Genomic DNA, 24,180 nt, shown 5'->3' on the forward strand with positions numbered 1-24,180 from the left:
TGTGGCGGGCTACTACCTTGGTACTGGCCCTTCGGTACTTTCTGCATATTTTCACCGCCCCCCAGGCTTCCTATGCTGGCGCTAACGGTCATGGAGAGCCTTATGCGCCAGCTTGCCCCTTACGCCCTGATCTACCTGCTGGCGATTGCCTGCGCCGCCGGCCTGGCCACCCAAAGCCAGGCCGCCGATGCGCCCTTGCAGGTGCGGATCGGCTACCTGGGCTATCGCCCCGCCCCCGGCCCGTTGCTGTCCAACGTCATCCCCGAGCCCATCGATGCCGGGCTGCGCGGCGCCGAACTGGCGATCACCGACAGCAACAGCACCGGGCGTTTTCTCAACCACGGCTACAGCCTGGTCAGCGCCAGCGTCGACAGCCCCGAAGCCTTGCTCGAAGCGGCGAAGGCTCAGCACGAACAAGGCCTGCGCCTGTTTGTGGTGAATGCCCCCGCGACCAGCCTGCGCCAATTGAGTGCGGCACTGCCCGACAGTTTGCTGTTCAACGCCGGCAGTGCCGATGACAGCCTGCGCACCACCGCTTGCCTGCCGAACGTGCTGCACACCTTGCCGAGCCGGGCGATGCTCGCCGATGCGCTGGCGCAGTTTCTGGTGTTGCGCAAATGGCAGCGGGCGCTGCTGATCGTCGGGCCGACGCCCGACGATCAAGCCTATGCCGCCGCCCTGCGCCGCGGGGCCAAGCGTTTCGGCTTGCAACTGGTGGCGGAAAAAACCTGGAGCTTCGATAACGACCAACGCCGCAGTGCCCAGGCCGACATGCCGCTGTTCACCCAGACCGCCGAGTACGACGTGGTACTGGTGGCCGATGAACGCGGCGACTTCGGTGAATACGTGCCCTACCAGACCTGGTACCCGCGCCCGGTCGCCGGCACCCAGGGCCTGACCCCGGTGGGCTGGCACAAGACCGTGGAAACCTACGGCGCCGCGCAGCTGCAAAAACGCTTTGAAGCCCTGACCGGGCGCTGGATGAATGACCGCGATTTCGCCGCCTGGATGGCCGTGCGCAGTATCGCCAGTGCCGTGAGCAAATTGCGCCAGGTCGAGCCGATGGCGATCCGCACGCTGGAAATCAGCGACCAGTTGCCCCTCGACGGTTTCAAGGGTCGCAAGCTCAGCTACCGGCCATGGAACGGCCAGTTGCGCCAGCCGATTCCCATCGTCCAGCCCCGGGCGCTGGTCAGCACCTCGCCCCAGGAGGGCTTTCTGCACCCGTTCAACGAGATGGACAGCCTGGGCTACGACAAACCCGAGGTCAGCTGCCGCTTTCCCTGATCCGAACATCACAACAACAAGGAATCCGCCATGCGCCGCACCCTGCTCTCGTGCACCTTGCTGCTCGCCGCCGGCCATGCCGTTGCCAGCACTGCCTGGGTCTCCAACGAAAAGGACAACAGCCTGAGCCTGATCGACATGCAGACCCTGCAAGTCACCGACACCCTGCCCGTCGGCCAGCGCCCCCGGGGCCTGCTGCTGTCCCATGACAACAAGCTGTTGTACATCTGCGCCAGCGACTCGGACCGGGTCCAGGTGATGGACGTGGCCACACGCAAGATCATCAAGGAACTGCCCTCGGGCAAAGACCCCGAGCAATTCGCCCTGCACCCGAACAACCGCTGGCTGTACGTCTCCAACGAAGACGATGCGCTGGTGACGGTGATCGACACCGAGACCTCCAAGGTACTTGGCCAGATCGAAGTCGGTGTCGAGCCCGAGGGCATGGCCGTCAGCCCTGACGGTAAGTGGGCGGTCAACACCAGCGAAACCACCAACATGCTGCACTGGATCGACACCAGCACCCAGACCCTGGCCGACAGCACTCTGGTGGACCAGCGTCCGCGCTTCGTCGAGTTCTCCCCCGATGGCGCCAGGCTCTGGGCCTCGGCGGAAATCGGCGGCACCGTGACCATTCTCGATGTAGCCAGCCGCACCGTGCTCAAGACCCTGAACTTCCAGATCAAGGGCGTGCACCCGGACAAGGTCCAGCCGGTCGGCATCAAGCTCAGCGCCGATGGCAAGTACGGCTTCGTCGCCCTCGGCCCGGCCAATCATGTGGCGGTGATCGATGCCAGGACCTTCGAGATTCTCGATTACCTGCTGGTGGGTCGACGGGTCTGGCAGATGGCGTTCACCCCGGATCAGAAACAGTTGCTGACCACCAACGGCGTCAGCGGCGATGTCTCGGTGATCGATGTCGACAGCCTCAAGGTCAGCAAATCGGTGAAGGTCGGGCGCTATCCCTGGGGCGTGGTGGTGACGCCATGAACGCCCTTGAAGTCAGTGACCTGAGCTTTGCCTACGGCGCCCGGGAGGCCTTGCGCAAAGTGAGTTTCAGCCTGGAACCCGGGCGTTTTGCCGCGCTGTTGGGACCCAACGGCGCCGGCAAGTCGACCCTGATTGCCCTGCTGACCCGACTCTATGATCTGCAGCACGGCGAGATCCGCGTCGGTGGCTGTTCGTTGCGCAGCGCGGCACGCCCGGCGCTCAGGCAGTTGGGCGTGGTGTTCCAGCAAAGCACCCTGGACCTGGACCTCAGCGTCGAGCAGAACCTGCGTTATCACGCGGCATTGCATGGCCTGTCCCGGCGCCAGACCGACCTTCGGGTCAACGCCGAACTGGCTCGCCAGGCCCTGACCGAGCGCCGCCGCGAACGGGTGCGTGAGCTCAATGGCGGCCATCGTCGCCGGGTGGAAATTGCCCGCGCCCTGTTGCATGAGCCGCGCCTGCTGTTGCTCGATGAAGCCAGTGTCGGCCTCGACCCGGCGAGTCGCCTGGCGCTCAACCAGCACATCCGCAGCCTGTGTCGCGAGGAGCACATCAGCGTGCTCTGGACCACCCACCTGCTCGACGAAGTGCAACCCAGCGATGACTTGCTGATCCTGCATCAAGGCCGACTGGTGGCCAGCGGACAGGCCGATGCCCTGAGCCTGGAACACGGTGGAGACCTCGGTTCGGCCTTCACCCGCCTGACTACATCGGGAGCTACCCAATGAACGCTTACTGGCAATGTTTCAGCGGCATCGTGCTGCGCGAGTGGCTGCGCTTTGTGCTGCAACGCACGCGATTTCTCAGCGCCCTGGTGCGGCCGCTGCTGTGGTTGCTGGTGTTCGCCGCCGGTTTTCGCGCGGCGCTGGGGATCGCGATCATCGAGCCCTACGACACCTACATCCCCTACGAGGTCTACATCATTCCCGGTCTGGCCTGCATGATCCTGCTGTTCAATGGCATGCAGGGGTCTCTGTCGATGGTCTACGACCGCGAGATGGGCAGCATGCGCGTGCTGCTGACCAGCCCCCTGCCCCGAACCTTCCTGCTGTGCAGCAAACTGATGGCCACGTCACTGATTTCGCTGTTGCAGGTGTATGCATTCCTGGCGATTGCCTGGGCCTACGGCGTGCGGCCACCGGCCATGGGCCTGTTGCTGGCGTTGCCGGCGCTGCTGCTGGTGGCGTTGATGCTCAGCGCACTGGGCCTGTTGCTGTCGAACGCGATCCGCCAGCTGGAGAACTTTGCCGGGGTGATGAATTTCGTGATCTTTCCGCTGTTTTTCCTGTCATCGGCACTGTATCCGCTGTGGAAGATGCGCGAGGCCAGCGAATGGCTGTACTGGCTGTGCGCGGTGAATCCGTTCACCCATGCGGTGGAGCTGGTGCGTTTTGCCCTGTATGAACGCTTCAATCCGCTGGCGCTGGCGGTGTGCGCGGGGTTGACGCTGCTGTTTGCGTTACTCGCCGTACTGACCTTCAACCCACAGCATGCGGCCTTGCGTAAATCTGGGTAACAACACAATCCCAATGTGGGAGCGGGCTTGCTCGCGAAAGCGTTGTGTCAGTCAACTCATTCATTGAATGTAACGCCGCCTTCGCGAGCAAGCCCGCTCCCACAGGGGGGATCTTCATTAAGCAGGGTGAAATTACTACTTTAGTACTGGTTTCCCTGTCTATCGTCGCATTCCCAACATCCCCCGACTGGCATGTAATAGGTCCATAACTATAAGGACTGACCCCATGCCGCGTGCCCGACGTTGCCTGTTGCGCCCTACTCTCGCCGCCCTGTCGCTGGGCCTGCTGCTGAGCACCGCGCAGGCCGACACCGCACTGTTCTCTCGCGACGGCTATCGCATCGGCCTGTACCGCAGCCCGACGCCCGACCAGCTGCAAGGCGCAACCATCGTCGATACCCCCGCCCTGCAAGCCCTGCTCGGCCAAACCCCGCGCCCGCTGCTGATCGATGTCTACCGCCGCCAGTGGCTGCAAGGGCAATTCATCGAAGACCAGCCCCATGAAAACCTGCCCGGCAGCCATTGGCTGGCCAATACCGGTGACGGTGAGCTGACGCCGCAATGGCAGGACTATTTCGCCGCCAACCTGAAAAAGCTGACCGCCGGCGACCCGACGCAACCGCTGGTCTTCTATTGCCGCTCCGACTGCTGGTTGAGCTGGAATGCGGTCAAGCGCGCAGCCACCATGGGCTATAAGACCCTGTACTGGTATCGCGATGGCCTGGACGCCTGGCAAGCGGCCAATCTGCCGGTTTCGCCAGCCAGGCCCGAACCCTTTCCCTGAGCTTTACGCGTGCGTGTTGTTGCCACACCATAATCAAAATAATGAGGTGAAAGGCCATGTACAAAATTCTGATTGCCGACGATCACCCGCTGTTTCGAGAAGCCATCCACAACGTCATCAGCGACGGTTTTGCCGGCAGCGAAGTGATGGAAACCGCCGACCTGGACAGCGCCCTGGCACTGACCCAGGAACACGATGACCTGGACCTGATCCTGCTCGACCTGAACATGCCCGGCATGCACGGGCTCAATGGCCTGATCAACCTGCGTAACGAGGCGCCGACCATTCCGGTGGTGATTGTCTCCGCCGAACAGGACAAGCAGATCGTGCTGCAGGCCATTACCTACGGCGCGGTGGGTTTCATCACCAAGTCTTCACCCCGCGCCCAGATGACCGATGCCATCCAGCAGATTCTCAATGGCAATGTCTACCTGCCCCCGGACATCATCCGCACCGCCAAAAGCAGCACCCACCGGCGGATGAACGACACCCCGAGCTTCCCGCCCGAACTGCTCCAGGCCCTGACCCGCAAGCAGTTGCAGGTATTGGAACGCATGACTAAGGGCGAATCGAACAAACAGATCGCCTACACCCTGGAAATCGCCGAGACCACGGTCAAGGCCCACGTCTCGGCGATCCTGCGCAAGCTCAACGTGCACAACCGGGTGCAGGCGATCCTGAGTGCCGGGGATATTGATTTCGGGTCTTATTTGCGGCGTTGAGTCAGACCGCAGCGCGCCCTTCGCGAGCAGGCTCGCTCCCACAGGTACGGTACCGCCCCTGTGGGAGCGAGCCTGCTCGCGAAGGGGACTTCACATTCACCGAAGATTTCATGGCCGACTGAGCAAATGACTCATCGCCGTCTTCAGCTTCATCGGCCGCACCGGCTTGTGCATCAGGGTGTGGCCCAGTTCGCGGATCTGCTGCTTGAGTTCATTGCTGTAGTTGGCCGTGATCATCATCGCCGGGAGCGGTGACGCGCGCCGGGCATTGATGCGCGCCACGGCGTCGACACCGTTGCGATCGTTGTCCAGGTGGTAATCGGCAATCAGCAGGTCGGCCTCGGCGTGGAAATTGTCCACTTGCCGCGCCAGGTCCTCCTCCGACAGCGCCGTCACCACCCGACACCCCCACCCCTCCAGCAAGGTGCGCATGCCGGCACAGATGGTCGCGTCGTTGTCCAGCACCCATATCCGCGCCCCCCGCAGGCGCTCAAGCATCGGCTCGCTCATCTGCAACGCGGGCTGCGGCTTCGGCGCGGTAGCGCTCAACGGCACTTCGACCGAAAACATCGAGCCCCGGCCCGGCCACGAGCGCACATGAATGGGATGCCCGAGGATGCCGGCAATCTTCTCTACGATCGCCAGGCCCAGGCCCAGACCGCGATCCTGATCGGGGCGCTGCACATCACCGCGCTTGAACTCCTGGAAAATCTCTTCCAGACGATGCTCGGCAATGCCCATGCCGCTGTCCCAGACTTCGATCGTCAGGCACTGATGATGCCGTCGGCAACCGAGCACCACGCGACCACTGTAGGTATAGCGAATCGCATTGCTCAGCAGGTTGCGCAGAATCCGCGCCAGCAGCTGGATGTCACTGCGCACCAGCGCCGAACAGCCGATGAAGTGCAATTGCAGGCCTTCACTGCGCGCCACCTGGGTGTATTCGGCGGCCAGGTTGTCCAGCAGTTCACTGAGGGCGAACGGTGCAATGTCGGCCTTGATCACCCCCGCATCTAGCTTGGAAATATCCACCAGGGTGCCGAGCAGATTCTCCACGTCTTCCAGGGAATTGCTCACGTTGCGCACCAGAATCTCGCTGGACATCGGCTCGCGCCGTTCCAGCAAGGCACTGGTAAACAGCCGCGCGGCATTCAACGGTTGCAGCAGGTCATGGCTGACGGCGGCGAGGAACTTGGTCTTCGACAGGTTGGCCTGCTCGGCTTCCTGCTTGGCCTCGCGCAAGCGTGACTCGACCAGGCGTCGCTCATCGATCTCGCGCAGCAGCTGGTCGTTGAGGGTGGTCAATTCCGCCGTGCGCTCGCGTACCCGCAGCTCCAGGTTCTGATACGCCTGATGCAGCGCCTCGGCTGTGCGGCGGCGTTCGGTGATGTCGCGGATCAGCACGAAAATCCCCACCACCTCGCCACTGGCCAGACGATTGGGCACATAGGAGCGCAGCATGTAGCGCTCCTGGTTGTTGACGTTGGTTTCGGCGAACTCGAACGTGACGCTCTCGCCGGCCAGTGCCCTGGCCACGTAGGGCTCCAGCCGCTGGTAATGCTGCTCGCTGTGCACTTCGCGCAGGCTCTGGCCGAGCATCACGCCGCGAGGCCAGCAGTACCACTCTTCGTAGACTTTGTTGGTGAACTCGTAGACCAGGTCGGCATTGAGGTAGGCAATCAATGCCGGGACATGATCGGTGATCAGGCGAATCCAGTGTTCGCTTTCACTCAGCGCCTCGGCGTGCTGGTAGCGCTCGGTGATGTCGGTGAAGGTGTTGACGAAACCGCCGGTGGGCAACGGATGGGTGCGGATTTCCAGGACCCGGCCATCGTACAGGCGCTGCTCGCATTCGCGCACCGGTCGCCCGTTGCCATCGCGACTGGCCGGTGTCAGCAGGTTCAGCTCGCTGTCGGCGATCACTTCGGCAAAGGGGCGATGGGCCGCCACCGGCGCCAGGCCGCTCAACTCCAGGAACCGCCGGTTCCACAACTCCAGGATGCCCTCGGCGCTGACCATCGCCACCCCTTGGGACAGGTTGTCGACCGCCCGTTGCAACAGATGCGACTTCTGCGCCACCGCCTGCTCACGGCGTACGGTTTCGCTGAGTTTGACGTCAGTAATGTCGGTGAACAGGATCACCCGCCCCCCTTCCTGGGTCGGCCGCTCGCTGACTTGCAGCCAGCGCCCGTTCTGCAGGCGGTAAAGCAGGTTTTCGTCGACATGCCCGCGCGGCTCTTCAGTGAACAGGGCGTTGTTCATCATCAGCCGCTTGACCTCGGTCAGGCGCATGCCGGCGTTGATCCGCACCCGGCTGTTGCTCCAGAACGCCTTGAAGCGACTGTTGAACAACACGATGCGCTGGTCGGCGTCGAACAGCACGAAGGCGTCGGAAATGCTTTCGATGGCATCGATCAGGTGTTGGTGCGCCGTTTCCGCGCGCAGGCGGGCTTCGCTGAGCAAATGATTACCGGCCTTGAGTTCGGCCATGGCCTGGTTCAGGGCATCGGTGCGTTCGCGCACTTGCTCGGCCAGCACCACCGAATGCTGGAATGCCGCGTACGGATCGTTGCCGCGGGTTCCCCCGGACTCGACCCGCTCGATCAGCGCGCCATTGATGCGCTGCAGTTTGTGGTTTTCCAGGCGCAGCCCGGCCAGTTCGGCCTGCAGCTCAGCGATGTCCTGGGGCACGGCCACGGGCAATGGCAACGCCGGTGAAGGTCTGGTTGATGTGCATGCCATTGAACTGTTCTCCATAGGTGTTGAAACCCATCACCCGTTGCTCACGCAAAAAACCGCCGATCTGATCAAGACTGCCGTCGTCTTCGAGTTCCAGACGCCGCAGGAAACAGTCGCAACCGATGGTCAGCAGCAAATCGCCCAGGCGCTCCTGCAACCCCTCGAACAGGCGCTGCAGATTCGGCAGCATCGGCCCCGGGGTCATGGCGGTGAGCACGATGCCGTTTTCCACGGCGCAGTAGAAACTCAGGCTCAGGTCCGGATGCACCTGCTGGATGGCCCGCACGTAGTACTGCTGGTTGATCCGCACCGCCAACGGGTGCGCAGCGAAGACCCGGTGATCGAGCTGCGCCACCGGTACGCCGATGTGTCGGGCGTACTCCTCGGCGGCCGGCTCGGCATTGAGCTCGAAGACCCGGCGCAAGGTGCTGTCGGCCCCGGTGACCACCAGCTTTTCGGCGCGGGGCAGCACGTGGTGGGTGGTGAACACTTCGAAATCCAGCCAGGTATTGACCAGCACCACCACGGCCGCGCCGCTGTGGAACTCGCCATCGAAGTACACATGGGTATGGGTCAGGTAGTTATCGTCGCCGGCCGAACCGCCGAAATGCGGAATGTCGCCCAAGGCCGCGCTCAAGGCCGCCAGGACCATTTCTTCGCGGCTGGACAGGCCATCGAGCAGGGTCAGGGCAAAGCTGTTGCCCTTGATCGGGGCCAGGGTGTTGCTGCGACAGCCACTGACCAGGCGCTCGACCATTTGCTGGGCGTCGATCAGGCTGAAGTGCTCCATCTGGTCGATCAGCTCGATCGAGATGGAAAAGTGCCGGTGGTCGAAACCCACCGCCGTCACGCAATTGCGTCCATAGCCCAGCGGGGTGATTTCCCCGGCGCTGGTGCAGCCCGCCAGGCGAATGCCGCCGAAGCTTTGCTGCAAGGCCTGGCCCAGCGCCTGCAAGTCGTATTCGGCGGAACAGAAGAACAGCACGAACCCCAGGTGCGGATGCAACAACTGTCGTGCCAGTTCCTGCGCGACCTGTCGGGCATCGGTGGCCTGGGACATTGCACTGACGACGCCTTCGCTCTGCTGCATCCTTACCTCCCGCAGGTGCGTGTGTATGAGGCACGAGTGTACGAAGTCTGTGGGGTGCGACGAATGCTACTTGGGTAGCGGGTAGCCGCTTCGATGGGATGAGACAGATAAAGCTCCCACACTAGTTTTGGTTATCCGCAGGTGTTGCGTACACCCGGTAACCCTGTGGGAGCGAGCTTGCTCGCGATGGGGCCATCACAGCCAACATCCATGTCGCCTGACACCCAGCCATCGCGAGCAAGCTCGCTCCCACAATTATTTGTATTCCAGCCTGCTACCAGGTCAGCACCGCGCCCACGGCAAAGGTGTCGGTGTCTTCGTTCTGCTCGTCGGTGTCGTGACCGTTGATTTCAAACTGGTTGTACTCGGCCACCAGCTTGAGGTTGTCGTTCACGTCATGGAACAACGCGATGCCGCGGGTCTCGTAGTCCGCGCCGCTGCCGACCACACCGTTGCCGTCGTCATTGGTCTTGCCGTAGGACAAGGCCAGGCGGTTCTTGCCCAGTTTGTAGGAGCCCTGCATCAGGTAGCCGTCACTGTCGACGTTGCGCAAGGTCGGCTCGCCGGCATTGTTGGTGAAAAACGGGTTGATGCCCTTGGCCTGGAAGCCGGACCCGGTGAGGGACAAGCCGCCCATCTTCGCCTGCACGCCATAACCGACCCCCTTGGAGGTGACGGTCTCGACCGTCGAATCGGTGTTGTCCGAGGTCTGGTAGCTGCCGTTGACCCAGCTGTAGATCTTTGCCCCGGCCAGGTCGAACTGATAGGTGACTTCACTCTCGGTACGCGGATTTTCCTGATAGGCCTTGCCCGTCGGGCTGCTGTCGTTGGTGTCCACCGGGTCCATGATGCCGACCGCCACGCGCAGTCCGTCCATCACCGGGGTGCGATAGGTGATCTGCGAGGTCGGGAACGGATACGGGTAACCGGTGCCGATGTTGCCGAACGACACCCCGCCGCCATCCACCAGCCCCAACGTATCGCTGACCTGGCCGTAACCGGCGAGCATTTCGTCGAGCAGGATGTTGGAGCGGGCGAACAAGCCGAAGTCCTTGCCGATCAGCACCTCGCCCCACTCCGGGTTGGCCACGGTGCCGAAGAACTGCCGCACATCGATGGCGGTGTCGGTGCCGTTGGTTTCGCTGTCGTTGATGGTGACCCAGAACGAAGCACGGGCGCCGAGCTTGAGATCGTCTACCTGCTTGCCCATGTTGAACCCCAGGTAGTTGGGCAAAAAGCCCATCTTGACCCGTGACTGCCGACGGTCGTATTGATCGCCGGCGCGGTCGACATCGCTGTTTACATAGAAGGCGTTGATATAGCCGTCGGTGGAGAACGTGGTCTGGTCCTTGTCGTACAGCATGATATCCGCCTCAGCCACCTGGCTCAGGCCCAGGGCAGACAGGCTGGCGATAAAGGCTGGCAGAAAACGATGCGTGACGTTCTTATTGTTGTGCATGGCGCGCTCCGAAACGGGGGACTGAGTGTCGGAGGCGATTATCGAAACCTGACGGGCGGCGCCATACGCTGCCTTGGGGCTGGTTTTGAGGTGCTTTGGATTGGCTGGCGGCGCTTGACCGCTATGGCGTAAGACCGCTTGTCGGCGAGACTCGCCACTTAGGGCGTAGGCCTGTGGACCCGACTGGCATCCACAGGAACCGGTACCGGCTAGGCGTTGGCCTTGAGCAACATGTAGGCGGCGACCATCACGCAGATGCTGGCAAAGCCGACCTGCAACGCCCGCGCCGGCACCCGGGCGCACAGCTTGCGACCGATGATCATGCCGATGATGCTCGTGCCAATGAAGGTGGCACCCACACTGTCGATGCGCACGCCGGCATGGAACGCGCCGATCACGCCGATGGCCGAAATCAGGCTGATCACCATCAGCGAAGTAGCGATGATTCCGCGCATCTGCACGTCAGTCAGTTGCTTGAACGCCGGGACAATCAGGAAGCCGCCGCCCACCCCCAGCAATCCCGAGACCACACCCGTGACTGCTCCGAGCGCGGCGAGGGTCGCGGTGCATTTGGCGGTCCAGGAAAAGCGCCCGGTCTGTTGATCGAGCATGCAGCTTTTCTGGCCCCAGTTGGCGTGCCCGTGGTCGCTCGGGCCTTCGTCCTTGCGTTCACGGCGCAACATCCGCCAGGCCACCATGACCATCAGCAGGCTGAACAGGATCATCAGGATTTTTTCCGGCAACTGATGGGCGAAGTAGATGCCCACCGGCGAAAACACCGCACCGAGCGCGGCGATCAGCAACGCCGCGCGATACCGCACCAGGCCATGGCGCAATCCATCGATGGCGCCGACCGCTGCCGCACTGCCCACCGCAAACAACGCCACCGGAGCGGCCTGGGTCATGCTCCAGCCCAATCCCAATACCAGGGCCGGCACCGCGAGAATCCCGCCGCCCGCTCCAGTCAACCCCAATACCAACCCCATTACCACGCCAAACAGACTTGCCAGCAACATAGGGAGTTCTCAGTCGACCCTGGACAGACGCGTCAGCCACTCGCGACCCTTGAGCATACCGTTCCAATAGAACCACGGTAGCAGTGTTGCCTTGAGCCACCACGCCGAGCGGCGCGGCGTCGTCGGGTCAAGGGGAAAGGTCGGCAGTAATTTGCCCGCATAACCGAACTCGGCAAGGATCACCTTGCCCTTCTCCACCGTCAGCGGGCAGGAGCCATAGCCGTCGTACTTCAGCGGCAAGGGTTGTTGCTTGCGCAAGGCCAGCAGGTTTTCGGCCACGACCACTATCTGCTTGCGCACCGCCGCGGCGGTTTTTGCATTGCTGGTGCCGCAGATATCACCCAGCGCGAAGACGCCTGGATAACGCGGATGCTGCAGGCTGTGGGGATCGACCTCGCACCAGCCGGCGGCGTCGGCCAGCGGGCTCCGGGCGACGAAATCCGGGGCCACCTGAGGCGGTACGACATGCAGCAAATCAAAGGTTTTTGCCTGGCGGGTGACAGTGCCTTCGGCGTCCTTGACCTCGAACCACGCGGTTTTCGCCGGGCCGTCGACCTTGACCAGATTCGAATTGAATGCCAACCGGGCGTTGTACTTTTCGATGTACTTCATCAGCGGCGGGACAAAGGTCGCCACGCCGAACAGTGCCGCGCCCGCGAGATTGAACTCGACGTCAATGTTGTTCAGCACACCGGTCCTGTTCCAGTGATCACAGGACAGGTACAGCGCTTTTTGAGGCGCTCCCGCACATTTGATCGGCATGGCCGGCTGGGTGAACAGCACCTTGCCGCCGCGCAGTTTCTGCACCTGGTCCCAGGTATAGGTCGCGTGCCGGTAGCTGTAGTTGGAGGTCACGCCGTGCTGGCCGAGGGTCTCCTCCAGGCCTTCGATTTTCTCCCAGGCCAGGCGCAGGCCGGGGCAGACCACCAGGTTCTGATAGCTGACCGTGCGCGCGTCACTGAGGATGAGCCGGCGATGTTCGGGGTCGATGCCGGTCACGGCAGCCTGCACCCAATTGACCCCGCGGGGTATCACCGACGCCATCGGCCGCACGGTGTTTTCCACGTTGTAGGCGCCACCGCCGACCAGCGTCCAGGCCGGTTGATAGTAGTGCCGGGAGTCGGGCTCGATCAGGGTGATATTCAGCTGCGGGCTACGCTTGAGCAGGCTGGCGACAAGGCCTATGCCCGCCGTGCCGCCGCCGATCACCACGATATCTGCACTGATGGATGGGCCCCAGTGTTGATCGTTCATTGCTTGTTCCTTTTGCTGCACGCAAGGATTTTTCCAGTCAACACACAAAACTACTGTGGGAGCGGGCTTGCTCGCGAAGGCGGTGTATCAGTAGACATAAACGTTGGCTGACACACCGCCTTCGCGAGCAAGCCCGCTCCCACAGGTTCGGTGTGTTGAACAAGATCAAGGTTGAACCCAGCTTTTAAGCACCGCCCCGCAATACAGCCCGGAGAGGGTTTTCATCACCTGGATCACTTCGTGACTGGCGAGACCGTAAAAAATGTACTTGCCTTCACGACGGGTCGCGACCAGTCCTTCATCGCGCAGGATCCCCAGTTGCTGGGACAGGGTCGGTTGGCGCACGCCGGTCATTTTTTCCAGCTCGCCTACGTTGCGCTCGCCCTGGGTCAGCTGGCACAGGATCAACAGGCGATCCTCATTGGCCAGGGCCTTGAGCAGCGCACAAGCCTTGGAGGCCGAGGCGCGCAGTTGGGCGACTTCACATTCGGTCAGACTGGATTGCATTTGCAGGATGCCTTCAACGTCACTTAAGCTGCGAACATTATGTTTTTACATAAAGTGTTGCAACTGACTTTTCCACCCCTGCACAGGTTCGTGTCCATGCCCGCACTGATTGAAGCTTTCCTCGACCCCGCCTCCTCGACTTACAGCTACGTGGTCTACGAGGCCGATGGCGGGCAGTGTGCGATTGTCGACCCCGTGCTCGACTATGACGGTGCGGCCGGACGTACCGCGACCACCCAGGCTGACAAAATCATCGCCTTCGTCCGTGCCCACAAACTGCAAGTGCAATGGCTGCTGGAAACCCACGCCCACGCCGATCACCTGTCCGCCGCGCCCTATCTGCGCGAGCAACTGGGCGGCAAAATCGCCATCGGCGAGTCGATCAGCAAGGTGCAGGACGTGTTCAAGGCGCTGTTCAATCTGGAGCCATCATTTCGAGTCGACGGTTCGCAGTTCGATCACCTCTTTGCCCCCGACGAGTCGTTCATGATCGGCAACCTCAAGGCGACCGCCCTGCACGTGCCCGGCCATACGCCGGCGGACATGGCCTACCTGATCGACGGTGATGTGATTCTGGTGGGCGATACGATGTTCATGCCCGATGTCGGTACCGCCCGCTGCGATTTCCCCGGCGGCAACGCTCACCAGTTGTTTGCTTCAATCCACAAATTGCTGGCCTTCCCTGCCAGCGTGAAGCTCTACGTCTGTCACGACTACCCGCCGGCCGAGCGGTCGGCCCACTGCCAGACCACGGTCGGCGAACAACGCAAGAACAACATTCATGTGCATGACGGGATCGATGAGGCTGCATTCGTCGAGATGCGCACACGCCGTGATGCGGGGCTGGGCATGCCGACGCTGCTGCTGCCGGCGATCCAGGTAAACGTGCGGGCGGGGAATTTGCCGCCGGCCGAGGGCAATGGCGTGACCTACCTGAAAATCCCCGTCAATCAGCTCTGACCCTGTAGGAGCTGCCGCAGGCTGCGATCTTTTGATTCTGGCGACCGATGGATCTCTGAAAATCAAAAGATCGCAGCCTGCGGCAGCTCCTACACAGCGTGGCCCTTGATTTTCAGTTGCCCAGCGTCAAGCCATTGGCCGGCAACGGCAGCGCGGTCTTGTACCGCACCTGCTTGAGCGCAAAGCTCGAACGTATGTTCGCCACCCCAGGCACCTTGGTCAGAAAATCCATCATGAAACGCTCCAGCGACTGGATGGTCGGCACCAGCACCCGGATCAGGTAGTCCGGGTCGCCGGCCATCAGGTAGCACTCCATCACCTCGGGGCGGTCGGAAATCGCCTCTTCGAAATGCTGCAACGCCTCTTCCACCTGCTTCTCCAGGCTGACGTGAATGAACACGTTCACGTGCAACCCCAGCAGGTCGGCATCGAGCAGCGTCACTTGCTCGCGGATCACCCCCAGTTCTTCCATGGCCTTGACCCGGTTGAAACACGGCGTCGGCGACAGGTTCACCGAGCGTGCGAGGTCGGCGTTGGTGATGCGCGCATTCTCCTGAAGGCTGTTGAGAATGCCGATGTCGGTACGGTCCAGTTTGCGCATGAGACAAAACCACCTGTTTTTTATGTTTATGCAGGTTTTTTATCTGCAAATGATCTTTAGCGCAACGAAACAGAGAGAAATATTCTTCTTGGGCGGGCCTATGATTGTTGTAGGACAAGATTTCTTCTACCGAACGAAATCTGTCAGCTCACTACAAGAAATTCACAAGATCGAGCGTAGAAGCCATGACCCAAGCGTATGAACCGCTGCGCCTGCACGTCCCCGAACCCTCGGGCCGTCCCGGCTGTAAAACCGACTTCTCCTACCTGCATCTGACCGATGCCGGCACGGTGCGCAAACCCCCAATCGATGTTGAACCGGCTGACACGGCTGACCTGGCCCGTGGCCTGATCCGCGTGCTCGACGACCAGGGCAATGCCCTTGGCCCGTGGGCCGAAAACGTGCCGGTGGAAATCCTGCGCAAGGGCATGCGCGCCATGCTCAAGACCCGCATCTACGACAACCGCATGGTGGTCGCCCAGCGTCAGAAAAAGATGTCGTTCTACATGCAGAGCCTCGGCGAGGAAGCCATCGGCAGCGCCCAGGCCCTGGCCTTGAACATCGATGACATGTGCTTCCCGACCTACCGCCAGCAAAGCATCCTGATGGCCCGCGACGTGCCGCTGGTCGACCTGATCTGCCAGCTGCTGTCCAACGAGCGCGATCCGCTCAAGGGCCGGCAATTGCCAATCATGTACTCGGTCAAGGAGTCCGGTTTCTTCACCATCTCCGGCAACCTCGCCACCCAGTTCATCCAGGGCGTGGGCTGGGGCATGGCCTCGGCGATCAAGGGCGACACCAAAATCGCCTCGGCCTGGATCGGCGACGGCGCCACCGCCGAGTCGGACTTCCACACCGCACTGACCTTCGCCCACGTGTACCGCGCGCCGGTGATCCTCAACGTGGTCAACAACCAGTGGGCAATCTCCACCTTCCAGGCAATCGCCGGTGGTGAAGCCACCACCTTCGCCGGTCGCGGCGTCGGTTGCGGCATTGCCTCCCTGCGGGTCGACGGCAACGATTTCTACGCGGTCTACGCCGCCTCCGCCTGGGCCGCCGAACGTGCGCGCCGCGGCCTCGGCCCGACCATGATCGAATGGGTCACCTACCGCGCCGGCCCGCACTCGACCTCCGACGATCCGTCCAAATACCGCCCTGCCGATGACTGGAGCCACTTCCCGCTCGGCGATCCGATTGCGCGCCTCAAGCAGCACCTGATCAAGGTCGGCCATTGGTCCGAAGAGGAACACGCCGCGGTCAGCGCCGAGCTCGAAGCCCAAGTGATCGCCGCTCAGAAAGAAGCCGAACAGTACGGCACCCTCGCCGGCGGCCAGATTCCAAGCGCTGCGACCATGTTCGAAGACGTCTACAAAGAGATGCCGGAGCACTTGAAGCGCCAGCGTCAAGAGTTGGGGATCTGACATGAACGATCACAACAACAATATCGAGCTGGAAACCGCCATGACCACGACCACCATGACCATGATCCAGGCCCTGCGCTCGGCCATGGATGTGATGCTTGAACGTGACGACAACGTCGTGGTCTTCGGCCAGGACGTTGGCTACTTCGGCGGCGTGTTCCGCTGCACCGAAGGCCTGCAGAACAAGTACGGCACCTCCCGGGTGTTCGACGCGCCGATTTCCGAAAGCGGCATCGTCGGTGTCGCCGTGGGCATGGGCGCCTACGGTCTGCGCCCGGTGGCCGAGATCCAGTTCGCCGACTATGTCTACCCGGCCTCCGACCAGATCATTTCCGAAGCCGCCCGCCTGCGTTATCGCTCGGCAGGCGAGTTCACCGCACCGATGACCCTGCGCATGCCTTGCGGCGGCGGTATCTACGGTGGCCAGACCCACAGCCAGAGCATCGAGGCGATGTTCACCCAGGTCTGCGGTTTGCGCACGGTGATGCCGTCCAACCCGTATGACGCCAAGGGCCTGTTGATCGCCTCCATCGAAAACGATGACCCGGTGATCTTCCTCGAGCCGAAACGCCTGTACAACGGCCCGTTCGACGGCCACCACGACCGCCCGGTAACCCCGTGGTCGAAACACCCTGCCGCGCAAGTGCCGGACGGTTACTACACCGTGCCGCTGGACGTCGCTGCGATCACCCGTCCGGGCAAGGACGTCACCGTGCTGACCTACGGCACCACCGTGTACGTATCGCAAGTCGCTGCTGAAGAAAGCGGCGTTGACGCCGAAGTCATCGACCTGCGCAGCCTGTGGCCTCTGGACCTGGAAACCATCGTCAAATCGGTGAAAAAGACCGGCCGTTGCGTGGTGGTGCACGAAGCGACCCGTACCTGCGGCTTTGGTGCCGAACTGGTATCGCTGGTGCAAGAGCATTGCTTCCACCACCTGGAAGCGCCGATCGAACGCGTCACTGGTTGGGACACCCCTTACCCGCACGCGCAAGAGTGGGCGTATTTCCCAGGGCCGTCCCGAGTGGGCGCGGCGTTGAAACGGGTCATGGAGGTCTGAATGGGCACGCACGTCATTAAAATGCCGGACATTGGTGAAGGCATTGCAGAAGTTGAATTGTCGGTCTGGCACGTCAAGGTCGGCGACATGGTCGTCGAAGATCAGGTGCTGGCCGATGTCATGACCGACAAGGCGATGGTCGATATCCCGTCGCCGGTGCATGGCAAGGTGATTGCCCTCGGCGGCCAGCCGGGCGAAGTCATGGCGGTTGGCAGTGTGCTGATCAGCATTGAAGTCGAAGGCGCGGGCAACGTTAAGGAGTCGGCGCAACCGGCTCCCGTTAAAGAAGCCCCGGTGGTCGCACCTAAAGTTGAAGCCGTGGTTGAAAGCAAACCGGTCGCTGCCCCAGCGCCGAAAGCTGCCGTATGCCAGGGCCCGATGGTTGCTCGCGCGGCCGATGAACGTCCGCTGGCCTCCCCGGCCGTGCGCAAGCATGCGCTGGACCTGGGCATTCAGTTGCGTCTGGTGCGTGGCACCGGCCCGGCCGGTCGTGTGCTGCATGAAGACCTGGACGCCTACCTGGCTCAGGGTCAGTCGAATGCATCGACAGTCAGCAGCGCTTACACCCAGCGTACCGATGAACAGCAGATCCCGGTGATCGGCATGCGCCGCAAGATCGCCCAGCGCATGCAGGACGCCACCCAGCGCGCCGCCCACTTCAGCTACGTCGAAGAAATCGACGTCACCGCCGTGGAAGAGCTGCGCGCGCACCTCAACGAAAAACACGGCGCGACTCGCGGCAAGCTGACCTTGCTGCCGTTCCTGGTCCGCGCCATGGTCGTCGCCCTGCGTGACTTCCCGCAGATCAACGCCCGCTACGACGACGAAGCCCAGGTCATCACCCGCCTCGGCGCCGTGCATGTCGGCATTGCCACGCAAGCCGATATTGGCCTGATGGTTCCGGTGGTGCGTCACGCCGAAGCCCGCAGCCTGTGGGACAGCGCGGCGGAAATCTCGCGTTTGGCCACCGCCGCGCGCAACGGCAAGGCCAGCCGCGATGAGCTGTCCGGCTCGAGCATCACCCTGACCAGCCTCGGCGCCTTGGGCGGCATCGTCAGCACGCCGGTGCTGAACCTGCCGGAAGTGGCGATTGTCGGCGTGAACAAGATCGTCGAACGGCCGATGGTGATCAAAGGCCAGATCGTGGTCCGCAAGATGATGAACCTCTCCAGCTCCTTCGATCACCGCGTGGTCGACGGCATGGACGCGGCGCTCTTCATCCAGGCCATTCGTGGCCTGCTCGAACAACCCGCCACGCTCTTTGTCGATTAAGCATTTGTGGAGAAAGTCATGCAGACACTGAACACCACGCTGCTGATCATCGGCGGCGGTCCTGGCGGTTATGTGACGGCGATCCGTGCCGGCCAGCTGGGCATCCCGACCATCCTGGTGGAAGGCCAATCCCTGGGCGGCACCTGCCTGAACATCGGCTGCATTCCGTCCAAGGCACTGATTCACGTCGCTGAGCAGTTTCATCAGACACAGCAGCACCATCAGCTTTCGGCCCTGGGCATCAGCGTTTCGGCGCCGACCCTCGACATCACCAAGAGCGTCGAATGGAAAGACGGCATCGTCGATCGCCTGACCACCGGCGTTGCCGCGCTGCTGAAAAAGAACAAGGTCCAGGTCATTCAAGGCTGGGCCAAAGTGGTTGACGGTAAAACCGTCGAGGTCGGCGACACACGCATCCTGTGCGAGCACCTGGTGCTGGCCACCGGTTCGAAAAGCGTGAACTTGCCGATGCTGCCGATTGGCGGGCCGATCATCTCGTCCACCGAAGCCCTGGCGCCGACATCCGTGCCCAAGCGCTTGATTGTGGTCGGCGGTGGCTACATCGGTCTGGAGCTGGGCATTGCCTATCGCAAGCTCGGTGTCGAGGTCAGCGTGGTCGAAGCGCAGGAGCGCATCCTGCCGGCCTACGACGCCGAACTGACCCAGCCTGTGCACGACGAACTGAGAAAGCTCGGCGTGAAGCTTTACTTGAAACATAGCGTGCAAGGCTTTGATTCAAAAGAAAATACATTGCAAGTACTAGCCCCGAACGGCGCGACCCTGAACCTGGAAACCGATCAGGTGCTGGTGGCCGTCGGTCGCAAGCCGAACACCCAGGGCTGGAACCTCGAAGCGCTGAACCTGGACATGAACGGTTCGTCGATCAAGATCGATAACCGTTGCCAGACCAGCATGCGCAACGTCTATGCCATCGGCGACCTGAGCGGCGAACCGATGCTCGCGCACCGGGCCATGGCCCAGGGCGAGATGGTCGCCGAGCTGATCAGCGGTAAATCCCGCGAGTTCAACCCGACCGCCATCGCCGCCGTGTGCTTCACCGACCCGGAACTGGTGGTGGTCGGCAAGACCCCGGACGAGGCCAGGACTGCTGGCCTGGACTGCATCGTGTCGAGCTTCCCGTTCGCCGCCAATGGCCGGGCGATGACCCTGGAATCGAAAAGCGGCTTCGTGCGCGTGGTCGCCCGTCGGGATAATCATGTGATTGTCGGCTGGCAGGCAGTCGGTGTCGGCGTGTCCGAATTGTCCACGGCGTTCGCGCAAAGCCTGGAGATGGGCGCGCGGCTGGAAGACATCGGCGGCACCATCCATGCGCATCCGACGCTCGGCGAGGCGGTGCAGGAAGCGGCGTTGCGTGCGCTGGGGCATGCGTTGCACCTGTAAATCAGGGCGGGGGATGGTGGCAGGGATGGCCTCTTCGCGAGCAAGCCCGCTCCCACAGGGGAATGCATTCCAAATGTGGGAGCGGGCTTGCTCGCGAATTCTCAAGGTCAACGCGAATTATCTGCCGATCAGCCGATAGTCTGGGCTGCGATTTAGCCCAAGAATGAAGTATTGTTGTCCCCATCCAAAAAACGTCAGAAGCCTTGAACCGTTTCGGCGGTTGTTAAGTGATAGAGGGTGTCATGGGTAACGAAAGCATCAATTGGGACAAGCTGGGTTTTGACTACATCAAGACCGACAAGCGCTATCTGTCGTACTTTCGCAATGGCGAATGGGACAAGGGCACCCTGACCGAAGATAACGTGCTGCACATCAGCGAAGGCTCCACAGCCCTTCACTATGGCCAGCAATGCTTCGAAGGCATGAAGGCCTATCGTTGCAAGGACGGTTCGATCAACCTGTTCCGCCCGGACCAGAACGCCCTGCGCATGCAGCGCAGCTGCGCCCGTCTGCTCATGCCGCAAGTCGACACCGAGCAATTCATCGAAGCCTGCAAGGCCGTGGTCCGCGCCAACGAGCGTTTCATTCCGCCGTACGGCACCGGCGGCGCGCTGTACCTGCGCCCGTTCGTGATCGGCGTGGGTGACAACATCGGCGTGCGTACCGCCCCCGAGTTCATCTTCTCGATTTTCTGCATCCCGGTCGGCGCCTACTTCAAGGGTGGCCTGACCCCGCATAATTTCCAGATTTCCAGCTACGACCGCGCAGCGCCACAAGGCACCGGTGCGGCCAAGGTCGGTGGCAACTACGCCGCCAGCCTGATGCCGGGCTCCAAGGCCAAGAAAGCCCACTTTGCCGACGCCATCTACCTGGATCCGATGACCCACACCAAGATCGAGGAAGTCGGTTCGGCCAACTTCTTCGGGATCACCCACGACAACAAGTTCGTGACCCCGAACTCGCCATCGGTACTGCCGGGCATCACTCGTCTGTCGCTGATCGAGCTGGCCAAGACCCGTCTGGGTATGGAAGTGGTTGAAGGCGACGTGTTCATCGACAAGCTCTCCGACTTCAAGGAAGCCGGTGCTTGCGGTACTGCGGCGGTGATCACACCGATTGGCGGCATCGACTACAACGACCACCTGCACGTGTTCCACAGCGAAACCGAAGTCGGCCCGGTCACCCAGAAGCTCTACAAAGAGCTGACCGGCGTGCAAACCGGCGACATCGAAGCGCCAGCGGGCTGGATCGTCAAGGTCTGACCTGACGCCTGAGACACAAAAGCCCCCCATCGGGTGACCGACGGGGGGCTTTTTGTTTGCATCGTACTGACGAGTCCCCCCCCTCTGTAGGAGCGGGCTTGCTCGCGAAGGGGCCGTCAGATTCGACATCATCATTGCCTGACACACCGCTTTCGCGAGCAAGCCCACTCCCACACTGGTTTTGTGTCGTTCGCAGATCTTGTGCACACTGAAAATCCCTGTGGGAGCGGGCTTGCCCGCGAAGGCAGTATGTCAGTCACCACAGAAGCAACCGGAAAAATGCTATTGATCATTAATGGATGCACCTGGTGTGGTCGGAGCTGCCGCGATTGGAAATCTTTTGCCATTACCTTCAACCAGCAGCGGCGACTCAAGCCCAAACCGCCCCGCCATCTCCCTGCGCCCCAACGCCGTCAACGCCAACGCCCGACTGTCCAGATCCTGGGTCACCCATTTGCGCTTGAGCGCCGTTTGCAACAACGCCGCCCCTAGAGATCCACCCAGATGCGGCCGACGCATGCTCCAGTCCAGGCACGGGCAGGCAAAGCGGCGGCGCAGCGTGCTGAGATCCTGCACTTCAATCCCGAGCCCCTGAAACATTGCCGAACCACTGTCACTCAAGCGATAGGCCTGTTCGTCGGTTTCCTCCAGCCAGCCCGCTTCGAGCATCCGGTCATGCAACAGCACGGCCAGGGTTCCCGCCATATGGTCGTAGCAGGTGCGGGCAAATTGCAGGCGATCCGGGGTACGCGACTGGAAGCTCGGCGCGCTGTTCTGGCCGATCACCATCAGCGCTTCCAGGGCCTGGGCCACACGTTTGTCCGCCAGGCTGTAATAGCGGTGACGTCCCTGGACGTGCAGCCGCACCAGCGCCAGCTCCTTGAGCCTGGCCAGGTGGGCACTGGCGGTCGACGCGCTGACTTCGGCCACCGCCGCCAGCTCGGTGCTGGTGCGGGCATGGCCGTCCATCAGCGAACAGAGGATTTTCGTCCGCGCCGGCTCGGCGATGGCCGCCGCCACCTGCGAGACGCCCATGTCGTGTTGTTCTGCACTCATATTTCGCTCCCGGACGAATCAACGCCCTTTCGGACTGGAAATAGTAGCAACACTTTCCAACAACAAAAGGCTGTGACCCATGGACCCGATCATCGCTGCGACCCATGCCGATCCTTATCCCTACTACGCACAACTGCGTGCCGAGGGTGGACTGGCTTTTCATCCGGGGCTGAACATGTGGGTGGCCAGCAGCGCCCGGGCGGTGGCTGCCGTGCTGGCGCATGCCGATTGCCATGTTCGCCCCGCGCAGGAGCCAGTCCCCAGGGCGATTGCCGATGGCCTGGCCGGCCAGGTGTTCGGCCAGTTGATGCGCATGAATGAGGGTAAGCGCCAGCAATGCCCACGGTCGGCGATTGCACCGGGGCTGGAGTTGATCGATACGCGGGAAGTCGAGAGTATGGTCAGCGCCCGGTTGATCTCCGCCGACGCCGTCGGCTTGCACAACGCCATGTTCCTTGGGCCGGTGTGCGTGGTGGCGGCGTTGCTGGGATTCACCCCGGCTCAGGGTCGAATCATCAGCGAACTGACGGCGGACTTCGTGGCTTGCCTGTCGCCCTTGAGTACCTCGGCACAGCTGGCCGCCGCCCATGCCGCCGCCGAACAACTGAGCGGTTACTGTGCCGAGCTTTTGGCCGACCCGGACAACCACAGCCGCCTGCTTGCAGGCATCCGCCAGCGCTTCACCGGCGGCGCACCGCAAACCCTGATCGCCAACCTGATCGGCCTGTTTTCCCAGACCTTCGAGGCCACTGCCGGACTGATCGGCAATGCCGTGCTGGCATTGATTCAACACCCGTCATTGCACAGCGAATCAACCTCTATCGAAGACCTGCTGGCCGAAGTACAGCGCTTCGACCCACCGGTACAAAACACCCGCCGCTTCGTTGCCGCCCCCTGCGAGATTGACGGCACAAGGCTGAATGCCGGGGATGTGATCCTGGTGCTGCTGGCCTCGGCCAATCGCGACCCGCAGCTCAACGACAACCCCGACACTTTTCTGCTCGACCGCCCGAACCGGCGCAGCTTCACTTTTGGTGCGGGGCGCCATCAATGTCCGGGGCAGTCACTGGCGCTGAGCATTGCTGGCGCTACCGTCCGGCAAATTCTGGCGATGAAGCCGGAACCGGATAGCCTGACCTGGGATTACCGCCCGTCCGCGAATGGACGAATTGCGCTGTTCAAGGATTGGCCGGTCGCTTGATCGACGATCAGTCCAACTGCCCAACCCGTGCAGCATCCGGCCAGAACAACGCCGCCTGCCCCAAACGCACACCCTGCTGATCAACCAGCGTCCACACCTTGCCTTCATGAATCATGAAGGCATTGCCCTGCCGATCCACCCGATAACCACTGTAGCCATGGGCAATACCACGGGTCGTGACCTGCTCCAGGAGCGTCTGGCGCATGTCCCGGTCCAGCGGTGACGCACTGAAACGCGAAGGCATGCCGATGAACTGCTCGCGCGGGTACTTGAAACTGGCGAGGGCCTGCTCGTTGGCGTAATAAAACAGCGGATCGGCCTCGGTGCCATGGGCCAGCAAAGCAAAAGGCGCGTGAGCATGCAGCCAGGCCAGGCGCTCGTCTTCGCTCAGCGATTGCGGAGCCGGCAAGCGCGCACCGGTCCAGTGCCGGTAAGCGACATCCAGCTGTTGAACCATCTCCAGAAATTCATTGGCTGGCGACATGGGCTTCCTGTAAGGCGGGTGAGTTCAAACACAAAACCTGTGGGAGCGAGCGGGCTCGCGACAGTGGCGTGATATTCAACATCATTTTTGACCGACCT

At 62.0% G+C, this 24,180-nt stretch carries 22 protein-coding genes; 13 read left to right on the plus strand and 9 right to left on the minus strand.

The annotated features are described in order from the left end of the window. Nucleotides 1–102: 102 nt before the first annotated feature. The 6 genes from KSS91_RS16450 to KSS91_RS16475 all read left to right on the plus strand — a co-directional run bounded on the left by KSS91_RS16450 (nt 103) and on the right by KSS91_RS16475 (nt 5,299). A complete protein-coding gene (locus KSS91_RS16450) occupies nt 103–1,287 on the plus strand; it encodes an ABC transporter substrate-binding protein (protein WP_217835419.1) in 1,185 nt (394 codons plus the stop codon). Between the two features lie 30 nt (nt 1,288–1,317). Next, nucleotides 1,318–2,277, plus strand: coding sequence for a YVTN family beta-propeller repeat protein (locus tag KSS91_RS16455; RefSeq protein ID WP_217835420.1), 960 nt, complete (start codon nt 1,318–1,320; stop codon nt 2,275–2,277). Continuing rightward, the gene (locus KSS91_RS16460; protein ID WP_217835421.1) at nt 2,274–3,005 is read left to right on the plus strand and encodes an ABC transporter ATP-binding protein; all 732 of its coding nucleotides are present in this window, start codon (nt 2,274–2,276) and stop codon (nt 3,003–3,005) included. The genes KSS91_RS16455 and KSS91_RS16460 overlap by 4 nt, the downstream gene beginning before the upstream one ends. After that, entirely contained in the window at nt 3,002–3,793 is a 792-nt protein-coding gene (locus KSS91_RS16465; RefSeq protein WP_217835422.1) for an ABC transporter permease, read from the plus strand. Before KSS91_RS16460 ends, KSS91_RS16465 begins: the two co-directional genes overlap by 4 nt. A 226-nt stretch (nt 3,794–4,019) precedes the next feature. Next, on the plus strand, nt 4,020–4,577 hold the full coding sequence (locus tag KSS91_RS16470) for a PQQ-dependent catabolism-associated CXXCW motif protein (protein ID WP_126046097.1): 558 nt from the start codon (nt 4,020–4,022) through the stop codon (nt 4,575–4,577). A gap of 56 nt (nt 4,578–4,633) precedes the next feature. After that, nucleotides 4,634–5,299: a response regulator transcription factor gene (locus tag KSS91_RS16475; protein WP_007976602.1), complete on the plus strand. Its 666-nt coding sequence runs from the start codon at nt 4,634–4,636 to the stop codon at nt 5,297–5,299. 108 nt (nt 5,300–5,407) lie between these two features. Here KSS91_RS16475 and nahK read toward each other — a convergent pair whose 3' ends face one another. The 6 genes from nahK to KSS91_RS16505 all read right to left on the minus strand — a co-directional run bounded on the left by nahK (nt 5,408) and on the right by KSS91_RS16505 (nt 13,364). Beyond that, complete coding sequence (gene nahK, locus KSS91_RS16480) at nt 5,408–8,041, minus strand: hybrid sensor histidine kinase/response regulator NahK/ErcS' (RefSeq protein ID WP_225923690.1); 2,634 nt, start codon at nt 8,039–8,041, stop codon at nt 5,408–5,410. Next, the gene (gene nosP / locus KSS91_RS16485) at nt 7,971–9,128 is read right to left on the minus strand and encodes a nitric oxide-sensing protein NosP (protein WP_095967634.1); all 1,158 of its coding nucleotides are present in this window, start codon (nt 9,126–9,128) and stop codon (nt 7,971–7,973) included. Before nosP ends, nahK begins: the two co-directional genes overlap by 71 nt. A 274-nt stretch (nt 9,129–9,402) precedes the next feature. Beyond that, nucleotides 9,403–10,587, minus strand: coding sequence for a porin (locus KSS91_RS16490; RefSeq protein ID WP_126046098.1), 1,185 nt, complete (start codon nt 10,585–10,587; stop codon nt 9,403–9,405). A 209-nt stretch (nt 10,588–10,796) separates the two neighbouring features. Then, nucleotides 10,797–11,603: a sulfite exporter TauE/SafE family protein gene (locus tag KSS91_RS16495; protein ID WP_217835423.1), complete on the minus strand. Its 807-nt coding sequence runs from the start codon at nt 11,601–11,603 to the stop codon at nt 10,797–10,799. Between the two features lie 9 nt (nt 11,604–11,612). Next, the gene (locus KSS91_RS16500; protein ID WP_217835424.1) at nt 11,613–12,857 is read right to left on the minus strand and encodes an NAD(P)/FAD-dependent oxidoreductase; all 1,245 of its coding nucleotides are present in this window, start codon (nt 12,855–12,857) and stop codon (nt 11,613–11,615) included. A 165-nt stretch (nt 12,858–13,022) separates the two neighbouring features. Then, on the minus strand, nt 13,023–13,364 hold the full coding sequence (locus KSS91_RS16505; RefSeq protein WP_007976596.1) for an ArsR/SmtB family transcription factor: 342 nt from the start codon (nt 13,362–13,364) through the stop codon (nt 13,023–13,025). 96 nt (nt 13,365–13,460) lie between these two features. Between KSS91_RS16505 and KSS91_RS16510 the strand changes: the two genes are divergently transcribed. Next, nucleotides 13,461–14,324: an MBL fold metallo-hydrolase gene (locus KSS91_RS16510; protein ID WP_217835425.1), complete on the plus strand. Its 864-nt coding sequence runs from the start codon at nt 13,461–13,463 to the stop codon at nt 14,322–14,324. A 112-nt stretch (nt 14,325–14,436) separates the two neighbouring features. On the opposite strand, the gene bkdR is transcribed toward KSS91_RS16510, so the two are convergent. Then, complete coding sequence (gene bkdR / locus KSS91_RS16515; protein WP_007976593.1) at nt 14,437–14,925, minus strand: Bkd operon transcriptional regulator BkdR; 489 nt, start codon at nt 14,923–14,925, stop codon at nt 14,437–14,439. A 185-nt stretch (nt 14,926–15,110) separates the two neighbouring features. Here bkdR and KSS91_RS16520 point away from each other — a divergent pair, with 185 nt between their 5' ends. The 5 genes from KSS91_RS16520 (at nt 15,111) to KSS91_RS16540 (ending at nt 21,341) form a co-directional block, all read left to right on the plus strand. After that, the gene (locus KSS91_RS16520) at nt 15,111–16,346 is read left to right on the plus strand and encodes a 3-methyl-2-oxobutanoate dehydrogenase (2-methylpropanoyl-transferring) subunit alpha (RefSeq protein ID WP_085726228.1); all 1,236 of its coding nucleotides are present in this window, start codon (nt 15,111–15,113) and stop codon (nt 16,344–16,346) included. Between the two features lies 1 nt (nt 16,347). Continuing rightward, nucleotides 16,348–17,406, plus strand: coding sequence for an alpha-ketoacid dehydrogenase subunit beta (locus KSS91_RS16525; RefSeq protein WP_015095444.1), 1,059 nt, complete (start codon nt 16,348–16,350; stop codon nt 17,404–17,406). Further along, on the plus strand, nt 17,407–18,678 hold the full coding sequence (locus KSS91_RS16530) for a dihydrolipoamide acetyltransferase family protein (RefSeq protein ID WP_217835426.1): 1,272 nt from the start codon (nt 17,407–17,409) through the stop codon (nt 18,676–18,678). A gap of 18 nt (nt 18,679–18,696) precedes the next feature. Next, a complete protein-coding gene (gene lpdA, locus KSS91_RS16535; protein WP_126046103.1) occupies nt 18,697–20,079 on the plus strand; it encodes a dihydrolipoyl dehydrogenase in 1,383 nt (460 codons plus the stop codon). A gap of 242 nt (nt 20,080–20,321) precedes the next feature. Continuing rightward, on the plus strand, nt 20,322–21,341 hold the full coding sequence (locus KSS91_RS16540) for a branched-chain amino acid aminotransferase (protein WP_015095447.1): 1,020 nt from the start codon (nt 20,322–20,324) through the stop codon (nt 21,339–21,341). A 282-nt stretch (nt 21,342–21,623) separates the two neighbouring features. On the opposite strand, the gene KSS91_RS16545 is transcribed toward KSS91_RS16540, so the two are convergent. Next, on the minus strand, nt 21,624–22,397 hold the full coding sequence (locus KSS91_RS16545; protein ID WP_217835427.1) for an ArsR/SmtB family transcription factor: 774 nt from the start codon (nt 22,395–22,397) through the stop codon (nt 21,624–21,626). A gap of 79 nt (nt 22,398–22,476) precedes the next feature. On the opposite strand from KSS91_RS16545, the gene KSS91_RS16550 reads away from it, so the two are divergent. Beyond that, nucleotides 22,477–23,598, plus strand: coding sequence for a cytochrome P450 (locus KSS91_RS16550; RefSeq protein ID WP_217835428.1), 1,122 nt, complete (start codon nt 22,477–22,479; stop codon nt 23,596–23,598). 7 nt (nt 23,599–23,605) lie between these two features. Here the strand turns inward: KSS91_RS16550 and KSS91_RS16555 are convergent, their stop codons facing one another. Further along, nucleotides 23,606–24,082: an MEKHLA domain-containing protein gene (locus KSS91_RS16555; protein WP_217835429.1), complete on the minus strand. Its 477-nt coding sequence runs from the start codon at nt 24,080–24,082 to the stop codon at nt 23,606–23,608. Nucleotides 24,083–24,180: the final 98 nt, after the last annotated feature.

Origin of the sequence: Pseudomonas azerbaijanorientalis, from assembly GCF_019139795.1 — a bacterium.
GTDB lineage: Bacteria > Pseudomonadota > Gammaproteobacteria > Pseudomonadales > Pseudomonadaceae > Aquipseudomonas > Aquipseudomonas laurylsulfatiphila.

Excerpts from the sequence above, each read along its gene's own strand:
- KSS91_RS16450 (WP_217835419.1), top strand. The coding sequence starts at position 103 with ATGCGCCAGCTTGCCCCTTACGCCCTGATCTACCTGCTGGCGATTGCC.
- KSS91_RS16455 (WP_217835420.1), top strand. The coding sequence starts at position 1,318 with ATGCGCCGCACCCTGCTCTCGTGCACCTTGCTGCTCGCCGCCGGCCAT.
- KSS91_RS16460 (WP_217835421.1), top strand. The coding sequence starts at position 2,274 with ATGAACGCCCTTGAAGTCAGTGACCTGAGCTTTGCCTACGGCGCCCGG.
- KSS91_RS16465 (WP_217835422.1), top strand. The coding sequence starts at position 3,002 with ATGAACGCTTACTGGCAATGTTTCAGCGGCATCGTGCTGCGCGAGTGG.
- KSS91_RS16470 (WP_126046097.1), top strand. The coding sequence starts at position 4,020 with ATGCCGCGTGCCCGACGTTGCCTGTTGCGCCCTACTCTCGCCGCCCTG.
- KSS91_RS16475 (WP_007976602.1), top strand. The coding sequence starts at position 4,634 with ATGTACAAAATTCTGATTGCCGACGATCACCCGCTGTTTCGAGAAGCC.
- nahK (WP_225923690.1), bottom strand. The coding sequence starts at position 8,041 with ATGGCATGCACATCAACCAGACCTTCACCGGCGTTGCCATTGCCCGTG.
- nosP (WP_095967634.1), bottom strand. The coding sequence starts at position 9,128 with ATGCAGCAGAGCGAAGGCGTCGTCAGTGCAATGTCCCAGGCCACCGAT.
- KSS91_RS16490 (WP_126046098.1), bottom strand. The coding sequence starts at position 10,587 with ATGCACAACAATAAGAACGTCACGCATCGTTTTCTGCCAGCCTTTATC.
- KSS91_RS16495 (WP_217835423.1), bottom strand. The coding sequence starts at position 11,603 with ATGTTGCTGGCAAGTCTGTTTGGCGTGGTAATGGGGTTGGTATTGGGG.
- KSS91_RS16500 (WP_217835424.1), bottom strand. The coding sequence starts at position 12,857 with ATGAACGATCAACACTGGGGCCCATCCATCAGTGCAGATATCGTGGTG.
- KSS91_RS16505 (WP_007976596.1), bottom strand. The coding sequence starts at position 13,364 with ATGCAATCCAGTCTGACCGAATGTGAAGTCGCCCAACTGCGCGCCTCG.
- KSS91_RS16510 (WP_217835425.1), top strand. The coding sequence starts at position 13,461 with ATGCCCGCACTGATTGAAGCTTTCCTCGACCCCGCCTCCTCGACTTAC.
- bkdR (WP_007976593.1), bottom strand. The coding sequence starts at position 14,925 with ATGCGCAAACTGGACCGTACCGACATCGGCATTCTCAACAGCCTTCAG.
- KSS91_RS16520 (WP_085726228.1), top strand. The coding sequence starts at position 15,111 with ATGACCCAAGCGTATGAACCGCTGCGCCTGCACGTCCCCGAACCCTCG.
- KSS91_RS16525 (WP_015095444.1), top strand. The coding sequence starts at position 16,348 with ATGAACGATCACAACAACAATATCGAGCTGGAAACCGCCATGACCACG.
- KSS91_RS16530 (WP_217835426.1), top strand. The coding sequence starts at position 17,407 with ATGGGCACGCACGTCATTAAAATGCCGGACATTGGTGAAGGCATTGCA.
- lpdA (WP_126046103.1), top strand. The coding sequence starts at position 18,697 with ATGCAGACACTGAACACCACGCTGCTGATCATCGGCGGCGGTCCTGGC.
- KSS91_RS16540 (WP_015095447.1), top strand. The coding sequence starts at position 20,322 with ATGGGTAACGAAAGCATCAATTGGGACAAGCTGGGTTTTGACTACATC.
- KSS91_RS16545 (WP_217835427.1), bottom strand. The coding sequence starts at position 22,397 with ATGAGTGCAGAACAACACGACATGGGCGTCTCGCAGGTGGCGGCGGCC.
- KSS91_RS16550 (WP_217835428.1), top strand. The coding sequence starts at position 22,477 with ATGGACCCGATCATCGCTGCGACCCATGCCGATCCTTATCCCTACTAC.
- KSS91_RS16555 (WP_217835429.1), bottom strand. The coding sequence starts at position 24,082 with ATGTCGCCAGCCAATGAATTTCTGGAGATGGTTCAACAGCTGGATGTC.